This window comes from Arthrobacter sp. NPDC092385 (assembly GCF_044755105.1).
In the GTDB taxonomy this organism is placed as follows: Bacteria; Actinomycetota; Actinomycetes; order Actinomycetales; family Micrococcaceae; genus Arthrobacter_D.
Map to the genome: position 1 here is coordinate 1 of NZ_JBIVQL010000032.1, position 8,051 is coordinate 8,051.

At 62.7% G+C, this 8,051-nt stretch carries 8 protein-coding genes and 1 pseudogene; 1 reads left to right on the top strand and 8 read right to left on the bottom strand.

What is annotated here, in order from left to right:
* Window positions 1–180: pseudogene (locus ACIQCY_RS18015) on the top strand (IS5/IS1182 family transposase); the annotation flags it as partial.
* 63 nt (window positions 181–243) lie between these two features.
* On the opposite strand, the gene ACIQCY_RS18020 reads toward ACIQCY_RS18015, so the two are convergent.
* From ACIQCY_RS18020 to ACIQCY_RS18055, 8 genes are all read right to left on the bottom strand, one after another.
* Complete coding sequence (locus tag ACIQCY_RS18020) at window positions 244–396, bottom strand: hypothetical protein (protein ID WP_158505796.1); 153 nt, start codon at window positions 394–396, stop codon at window positions 244–246.
* A gap of 55 nt (window positions 397–451) precedes the next feature.
* On the bottom strand, window positions 452–760 hold the full coding sequence (locus ACIQCY_RS18025; RefSeq protein ID WP_158505795.1) for a hypothetical protein: 309 nt from the start codon (window positions 758–760) through the stop codon (window positions 452–454).
* Complete coding sequence (locus ACIQCY_RS18030; RefSeq protein ID WP_158505794.1) at window positions 754–1,389, bottom strand: AAA family ATPase; 636 nt, start codon at window positions 1,387–1,389, stop codon at window positions 754–756. Before ACIQCY_RS18030 ends, ACIQCY_RS18025 begins: the two co-directional genes overlap by 7 nt.
* Window positions 1,390–2,273: 884 nt before the next feature.
* Window positions 2,274–2,570, bottom strand: coding sequence for a hypothetical protein (locus ACIQCY_RS18035; protein WP_158505454.1), 297 nt, complete (start codon window positions 2,568–2,570; stop codon window positions 2,274–2,276).
* A gap of 67 nt (window positions 2,571–2,637) precedes the next feature.
* Window positions 2,638–4,329, bottom strand: coding sequence for a hypothetical protein (locus ACIQCY_RS18040; RefSeq protein ID WP_400485180.1), 1,692 nt, complete (start codon window positions 4,327–4,329; stop codon window positions 2,638–2,640).
* Window positions 4,330–4,976: 647 nt separating this feature from the next.
* Window positions 4,977–5,639, bottom strand: a complete 663-nt coding sequence (locus ACIQCY_RS18045; RefSeq protein WP_400485181.1) for a hypothetical protein — start codon at window positions 5,637–5,639, stop codon at window positions 4,977–4,979.
* Window positions 5,624–6,739: a transglycosylase SLT domain-containing protein gene (locus tag ACIQCY_RS18050; RefSeq protein ID WP_400485182.1), complete on the bottom strand. Its 1,116-nt coding sequence runs from the start codon at window positions 6,737–6,739 to the stop codon at window positions 5,624–5,626. The genes ACIQCY_RS18045 and ACIQCY_RS18050 overlap by 16 nt, the downstream gene beginning before the upstream one ends.
* A 57-nt stretch (window positions 6,740–6,796) precedes the next feature.
* Complete coding sequence (locus tag ACIQCY_RS18055; RefSeq protein ID WP_400485183.1) at window positions 6,797–7,813, bottom strand: MinD/ParA family protein; 1,017 nt, start codon at window positions 7,811–7,813, stop codon at window positions 6,797–6,799.
* Window positions 7,814–8,051: the final 238 nt, after the last annotated feature.

Consider the following 8,051-nt stretch of genomic DNA (forward strand, 5'->3'; position numbering starts at 1 on the left):
CCCGTGGGCCTCGACGCGGCCGCCTACAAGGGCCGCAACGTCATCGAGCGCCAGTACGCCCAACTCAAGCAGTGGCGCGGGCTGGCAACCCGGTACGACAAGTACTCCACCGTCTACCGGGCTGCCGTGGTGCTGAACGCGGTGATCGCGTGGTCCAAACGATTGTCAGACACGCCCTAGGCCTGAAGGCTCCGGTCGTCTGCGTGTTTATCCCCCATCCACGCAGCCTCCCCGGGGCCTTCGTCATTCGTCCTCGAACGAACCGGCAGGCGGTGGTTTGAGTCCGCCGGCGCGCTTGTCCAGCTCGCCCTTCGTGGAGATCCTGATGACGTCCTGCCAGCCCTCGGACATCCGCGGCCGATGCAACGGGCAGAACGTCAGTCCCGCATCCGCCATATACGCCCAATCCTTCGTAATACTCCTCGAGGACCTAACAACACCTCGCAGATCTCTATCTGTCGCCGTACCGTTCCTCCAGGACTGGCCAAAGGATATTCTCGATCAACTTTTGCTGCGATATTTCTTCAGTCTCAGCTGCCCGGCGCAGTAGTTCGAGTTGAGATTTACTGACCCGAATGTTTGCACCGCTCGTTTTCGGCTCCTTGTTTCGGCGCTTCCATGCCGGCAGGTTCTGATTGGGCTGAGCCTGTCGGGAGGGACGGTCCTCTGACTCAGGCACCTCCGGCTGCTCCGCTTTCGCTGCGAACTCTTCCGCTGCTCGTTCCTGCTGCGCGGTGGTGCGTTGCCTTACTTTCACCATGCCAGGATCTCCTCTGCTAACCTCTGAATCTCGTTCTTCGCTTTGCTGTCTCGCATCTCGACCACGCCCAGCCCCTCAGCCAAGGCCTCCTTGTAGGCGTTACGCTCGTGCAGCCGGGCTGATGCCAGACGTATTTCAGGGAACTCAGCCAGGTACTGCTTTGCTTGGTCTGCTGCTTTCGAGAAGGTATTTGTCGGAACCCGGTTCAGTACTGCGAGCACCTTTAATTCCGGATTCAGATCCCGCGCTTCTTCAATGACCTTCGCCAGTTGCTCTGTGACATCCAATGCCGGTTGAGTCGGTTCGATCGGAGCAAGCAGCATGTTTGCTGTAGTCATAGCCGTTCGCATCTCACGTGAATCCTTGCCCGGTGCATCGACAATCACGACTCCATATCTCTCCCCTAGGTCCGTCAGTGTCTGGCGTAGATTCCCGGTCTTTTGAAGTGTCTGTACCGGAACTCCCCCAGCTTCCTCTCGATCCCTCGCCCAGTTAGTGGACGTATGGACCGTTGGGTCAGCCTCCAGAATGAACGGATCCATATCGCGCCTCTGAAACTCCACGGCGAGATTGACGGCGATAGTGCTTTTACCAACACCGCCCTTATGATGCGCGATCAGGAGAATCATAGAACCCTTTCTGATAGTAAAACAGTAGTAATTTGGTAGTCGTGCGCTACTAGTTTGGTAGTACCACGCTACCAAAGCGATAGTTGGATCGCGGCCGACGCGCCGCTGGCTTCTGCCACTGCCGAAAGAAGTAGTAGTAATATAGTACCAGTATGGTAGTACTCTGCTACTAGTCAACTAGCAGTATCACATCACTATAGGAGCACTTTGGTGCCAAATGGCTTTCGAGGTTACGCAGGAGCGATGAAACTCGCATCAAGGTGATTCCACTACCGCCATAGTAGCGCTATGGTAGTAGTATTGTAGTACTTTACTACTTGTTCAGTAGTGCATCCGTAGCAATAGCAGGCGCGGAACCCGCAGGTCTGTCTTGTCGGAGGAGATCGATACGGTATGCCAGTGACTTCAGCTCCTCGCCCTGGTTGGCATGGGATACCGCCGAGCGCGGACCGCTATGTGCCTCCGCTGCAGCTCGACCCGCCTGATCGGCCGGCGACTGAGTCGGAGAAGGCGCCTGCGATGTGGGTGGAGTTGGAGTACCCGGATGGGCGGAAGCAGACGGTGAAGGGTTTCGCGATGGCATGGACATCTGATGCGGTGTACGCGCAGTGGGTTGAGTTCTCGCGGGCTCGTGAGGCGTGGGTGCGTCCGGATCAGTGCCGGCGCCGTGATATCCCGGTCAAGAATCGTTTCGGTACCTGACCGCCAAGAGGCTGTGCACGGCCACCGCTCGCTCGAGGTGAGTTACCCGGTGTCGGTGACGCAGGTGGTTGTGTGCAGCCGGGCCGTTGGTTCCTGCTGTCCATGTGTGTGCGGGACAAGCAGCGGAGCGTGGGGGAGCTTGTGCCGTGCCCAGGTGGGCAGGAGACGTGGCCACTGTGTGGTCAGGGTGTGGTCGCGTTCCACTCCGCGAGGAAGTCGCTGAGCGTCAGCTGGGCCAGGTCTTGTTCGATGCACATGAGCAGGTCGGCTGTCTCATCGCGGGTTCCGCTGCTGACACGCAACACTTCCTCTCCGGTGGCCTTGCACATGACCACAATGGTGCCGAGAGCGGCCCCGCTGAAGTCTCCGAGGAAGAAGGCTTTGGTGTAGGCACTGAGCCATCGAAAACTGTGGCCGAGGCCCCGGTGAGCGCTTGAGTTGATGAACGCTTCGAGTTGGTCGCCGGCAACGTCAGACATTGTTGGAACCTCCATGTTGTGCAGCCCGTGGAGCTGCTCTCGACCAAGTTGAGTGTTGTGGTCGATGCTAAGCCGCTTGTCTCGCGGCGTTCCAGAGGGATCGCTGGTACTCGTCCTCGTTCTCAAGGGGCGGTAGCCAGTGATCGTCTACTTCTGCGTCGTGCAGCTCGTGCTCGTTGAGCTGGGGGACGAGATGGCGGTCCAGCCACGCGTGCCAGGCGGCACGTTCCTTGCGGTAGCGGGTGAGCTGGGCTTCACGGTCCTCGGTAGCACCGAGGCGGTCTGCAAGCTGGGAGAGGTTGGTGATGGCTACGACTTCCCAGCGGCCGTGGTGTCTGCGGATCATCTGCAGGGCCTCCATGCCGGCGAGATGGTCGATGAGGGCACGGCGTGAGATGCCCGTGGTGCGAGTGAGATCGGCAGTGCTGGGGGAGTGGTGGCCGCGTTCGATGGCTTCGTAGGCGAGGGCTGAGACGTCTCCCAGGGACCGGAAAACGGGGCGGATGGCGTGGATCTTGCCTTTGCGCCAGGTGAGCTCGCGCACGAGCTGCTGGAAGTGTTCGGGGAGCTGGACGGCGTAAGTGTCGGCGTTGCGGCCGCGTGCGCGGTCGATGCGGGTGAGGATGCCTGCCGATACTCGTTCGAGGATGGGTAGAAGGCGGGCGATGGTGGCGTGGCTCTTGCCGAGAGCGAGGGCGAAGGTGCGGCAGCCGACGTCGAGGATGTTGGTTTCCATGGTCCGCATATAGACCAGGACTGCGCGGATGAGGAACCGGAGGTGAATGCCTTCCCTGCCGCGTTCCATGAGCCTGTAGTCGAGTACGGCGTAGAGGACATTTTCGAGGTCGTTCACGAGCTGATGGATGGAGTGCTGGCTTGGCTGCGGAACGAAGTTGGGCCTGCCCCCCGTGGGGTAAGTGAGGCTTGTGTCGTATTTGTGCGCAGTCTTTTTCCCTGCTTGTTGGGAGGGGTCTTTCGCTGGGGCGGTGGTGGCGGTGAACGCTTGGGCTTTGGCCCACTCGACGGGCAGGAGCCGGTCGGTCTTGGTGCCGTAGAGGGCGGCGAGGCCGGCGAACTGGTCGGTCATGCCTGCGCGGACCTGATCGAGGGTCCAGTGGCAGGCGGAGAAGTGGTTGAGAACCGCCATGCGTGCTTCTGAGTGACTGGCATAGCGACTGGTGTCGTAGATCCCCGTACGGGCCACGGAGCGCAGCGGGCGCTCACTGCCTACCAATGGTGCCGATGATGTTGCGGATCCCTTGGCAATTGCTCGGACGGCTGCTGCCGCGGCCGTTGCGCGTTCCTGTGCGCGGCGCTGCTGCTCGAGGCGGTGCAGCTCGGGTGCTAGGGCTTTGCGGAGGGTGGCTACTGCGCTGGCGGGGTTGCGGTGGGTGAGGATGCCGTAGGCGTCCGTGAGTGGCGTGATGAGCCTTTGGTGGCCACCGGCCTTGTGTGCGGATCCTGGGACGCGGATGCACCCGTGGACGACATTCTGGTGCGGGCTCGGGTCAAGGCTGACGGCGCGACGTGCGAGGGCTTCGACCAGCTGGCGGGCCTCGGCCGCGGTGAGGGGTTCCTGCAGGGGCACGTACAGGTGGCGGCCGCCGCTGGGTGACTCGTCCTCGACGTAGGCGAGGCCGGCTGAGTACAGGATCTCTCCGAGGCGTCGGGCGTCGTCGTCGACGACCGCCTTCCGGGCCTTCGAGGTATCGAGGTCGAGGACGAGTGTGCGGACAGAACCGTCGACAGCATGCAGCATGACCGCCGCGGGCCGCGCAGGAAGCGTTCTGGTAATCGCCAGGGGAGTGGCGGGCCGCGGGTACTGGAACCGGCCGTCCTTCCACCGCCCAAGGCGGTAGAACGGCTGACCCGCGATGAGCGTTGCTAAGGACCACGCAGCATCGGCGTGGGAATCGTCACGGCGTGGCGTGGCATTAAGAGCTGGAGGTGCTTCGAGCACTCGGTGTACACTTTCGGCAGAGGGTACGACCTGAAAAGGACGCACTCGGTTGAGCTTTTCACCGGTGATCTTGGCGGAACGACGGTGTAGAGCTTGGATTCTTGAATATGGAGAGGCCCGCTTCGGCGGGCCTCTTTTTTATGAAGCCTGGGACAGAGGCAGTGCCTCCTGGTTTGTGAGCTGTTCGAGGTCCATGGACGCCAGCTTCTCAGACATCACATCAGCGATAAATGAGCTGGCTGACGTTCCCAACGCCTCGGCGATAGCGAAGAGCTTCTCCGCCTCAGCAGTCGGGATCCGCGCGGTAACCACATGGCGATCGCCCTTGGACGGGCGGCCAACCGACCTGTTCCTCTGAATAGCCATACGTCGCACTCTAGATTTCTGAAATGGCTTAAACCCGCACTGCCTCGGCGTGTCGCTCATAATTTTGTCGCTCATAACGATCAGAGCCCCATGTCTTGGAACTGGTGGCCTACGACGTCCCACTGGTCGTCGTGCTTTTCGAGGTAGATCGTGACGATCTGCCGGCCAGTGGTTGTGAGGTCGGTTCCGTCGCGGCTGATCCAGCGCCAGCTGACGTCGTAGGCACGGATGGCTTTGTCGTCGGCTACGTCTTCGGAGACGTCGCCGGGGGCGGGGACGATCGAGGGTGCGCTGTATGCCTGGTGTTCGGCTGGCTTCAGCCATTCGCCTTGTGCGCCGTTGCGCTCGGGCTCGACCTGATTGGCTGCCCATTCGTTGCTCATCAGCGGGATCGCACGAATGGCGGCAGCCGTCTGGGTGGTGTCGGTCGTGGTGTCCCACGAGTGCAGCATGAGGGCGGCGACTTCGGCTGTGGACTCGACGTCGCTCCGGTCGGCGTCCTCTGGCGTGGTGAAGGTGCCGTTGCCGATCACGTCGTCGGCGGCCGCCGTCGTGTAGGAGCCCTCGTAGATAGTTGTGGGCGTCGGGTCGGGTGTCGACCCCGCTTGGTCTTCGTTGTTGCTGCAGGCGACGGCTGAGAGCGTTAGGGGCAGGACCAGGCACAGCACGGCCGCCGCGCGGCGGGGCACGTGCTGGCGTATGGGCCGATGGTGCGTGGGCGTCGGAGTCATGATGATGGCCACGCGCCTTTCTCTTTGAGGATCGGTTCAGGGTCGATGTTGAAGCCTTCATACGGGTAGGTGACGTCCGGGGCTTCGGGTGTATAAATCTCGAAATGTAGATGTGTAGGAACACTGCCGAGGCCTGCCTTATTGCCCTCGGTGCCGACGATGTCACCGCGCTTGAGCTTGTCGCCCACCTTCACGGAGTAGGCGTTCAGGTGGCAGAACGCGAACCCAAAGTCGGGGTCGTCCCCGTCCTCCTTGGCGATCACGCACCCGTCCTTGTCGTTGAACCCGGTGACGCGCAGGTCGGTCGGCGCGACGACGGGCCCGCCGTTGCCGTAACCGGCGCCCGGGGTGGCGATGTCCACCCCGACGTGATCCTGCGCCCAGGCGGGCAGGCCGATGACATTGCGCTTCCCGTACCCGGAGGTGAAGACGCCTCCGGGTAGGGGAGTGGTCCACTCACCGTCTCCGAGGTCGCCGTCCCACGGCTTGCCGCCGATGGGTGCCTTGCATTCCATGGAGAACCCGCTCTGCGCGGAGTCGAGGATAGCGCTGACGTACTTCTCGGTCTCCTGGTACGGGGGGATTCCCTTGTACTGCTGCACGGCTCCCGGGCCAGCGTTGTACGCGGCGAGGGTGAGCTGCACGAGCAGGTTTGCATCCCCGCCTGCGATCACCTGCACTTCCTCCTTCAGCGCGGCCATGTACCGCCCGTAGGCGGGGATAGCGTCCTTCGCGGAGAACGGGTTACCGCCGTCGCCGTAGGCCGCCCACGTCGCTGGCATGAACTGGGCGACGCCCTGCGCGCCGACGGGGCTGGTGGCATTCTCGTTCCACCCGGATTCTTGGTTCAGCTGAGCGGCGACGACGCTGGCAGGAAGGCCTGCTTCTTTCGCCGCCGCCTCCACCAGAGGCCCCCAACCATTCGGAACGGCCTGCAGGGCGCCTGGCTCCGCGCCGGTGTCCTCGGACACGGTGCAGGACGCTCGTTCGAGCTGGTTGGCTTCCTCGTCCTCGGCTATGCCTGCGACAAGCATGGTCATGGCCATAACCGCGCCGATAGGAACGACGGTGAGCGCGGCGATGCCGCACCCGATGGCTTTCCCCCCTGCCATGCCTTCCTAACCCCTGCGTTTGAACTGAGACCGAATGTGAGAGCGGATGATGTTCGTTTAGAGCTGGTCGGTGAGGGCGGCTGTTGCTTCCTCGTAGGCCCGGCGTGTGGCGGGGTTCAGGGCTTCGTAGTCGAAGTTCTGGCCCTCCTGCAGGGAACGGTCGAACGGCACGACGACGACGGCCGCGAGGCCGATGCTTTCCCCGTATTCCTTGAGCTGGGCGAGGCGCTCAGTGTTGGGCTGAGCGGTGTTGGTGATGACCAGGATCGAGCGGGAGAACTTCGCGGCGTGCCCTTGGGCTTTGACACCCTCGATGGTCGCCTCGAGGAGACGGAAGTCATCGGCTTTGTTTTGGGCGACGAACACGAGCGAGTCAGCGACGTCGACGGCGGCCTGCCATGTCGATGCTTGGGCTGAGTTGCCGGTGTCGAGCAGGATCAGGTTGTAGAGCGAGAGCAGCACGTCGTGCGCGGCCTTCACGGAGGTGCCGTCGACGCGGCGGCGGTCAGCGCCTTCAGGCGGGGATGCGAGGACGTGGATGCGGTCGTCGCCCTGCGGGCGGATGTAGCGCACGAGGTCGCTGGTGCGTCGGGTGACGGTGCCGAGGTTGCGGATCAGGTCCAGTGTGGTGCGGTCGTGGGAGCCTGCGAGGGCTCGCTCACCGAGGGTGCCCTGGTTCTCGTTGAACTCACCGGCGAGGATGTTTCCTCCGCGGATCCGCCCGTAGGTCGCGGCCAGGTGGTAGGCGACGGTTGTTTTTGTCGCCCCGCCCTTGAGCTGGACGACGGCCATGGTGCAGTGGGTTTCCAGTGGTCGCTGGATGCGTACTCGGCGCTCACGGCTCGCCTGCTCCGCAGGGGAGGCAGCGAGGTTCGCCTTGAACGTGGTGTTCAACCAGCCACGGAAGCCTTCGCGGGCGGGCGCTGCAGTCTTCTCGGCCTTCACCTCGGGGCGCAGCTTGATTAGCTCGTCCCCCGGCTCGACCTGAACGGCGGTGGGCACGGCGCGCTGTACTGGTTCCTCCTGCGGAGCCTTCACCGGTGCGACCGACTCCGGGGAGGGCTCTGGTGGCATTGCAGGAGTGATAGTCGCGCGATCGACGGAGGGCTGAGGCACCTCCGGTGCTGTCTGCACGTCTTTTGATTTGAGTGGAGCAGTATCGGCCGTAGCGGGACGCTCTACTGCACTCTCTGGCTGGCGTTCAAGCTCGGTTATCAGGCTCTTCGGAATCAAGGGTGTAGCGAGGGTCTGAAACCTCCGGCCTCGAGCAGGCTCCTGGCTGTGTAGTTCGCGAGGTTGCGGAAGCCGAGCG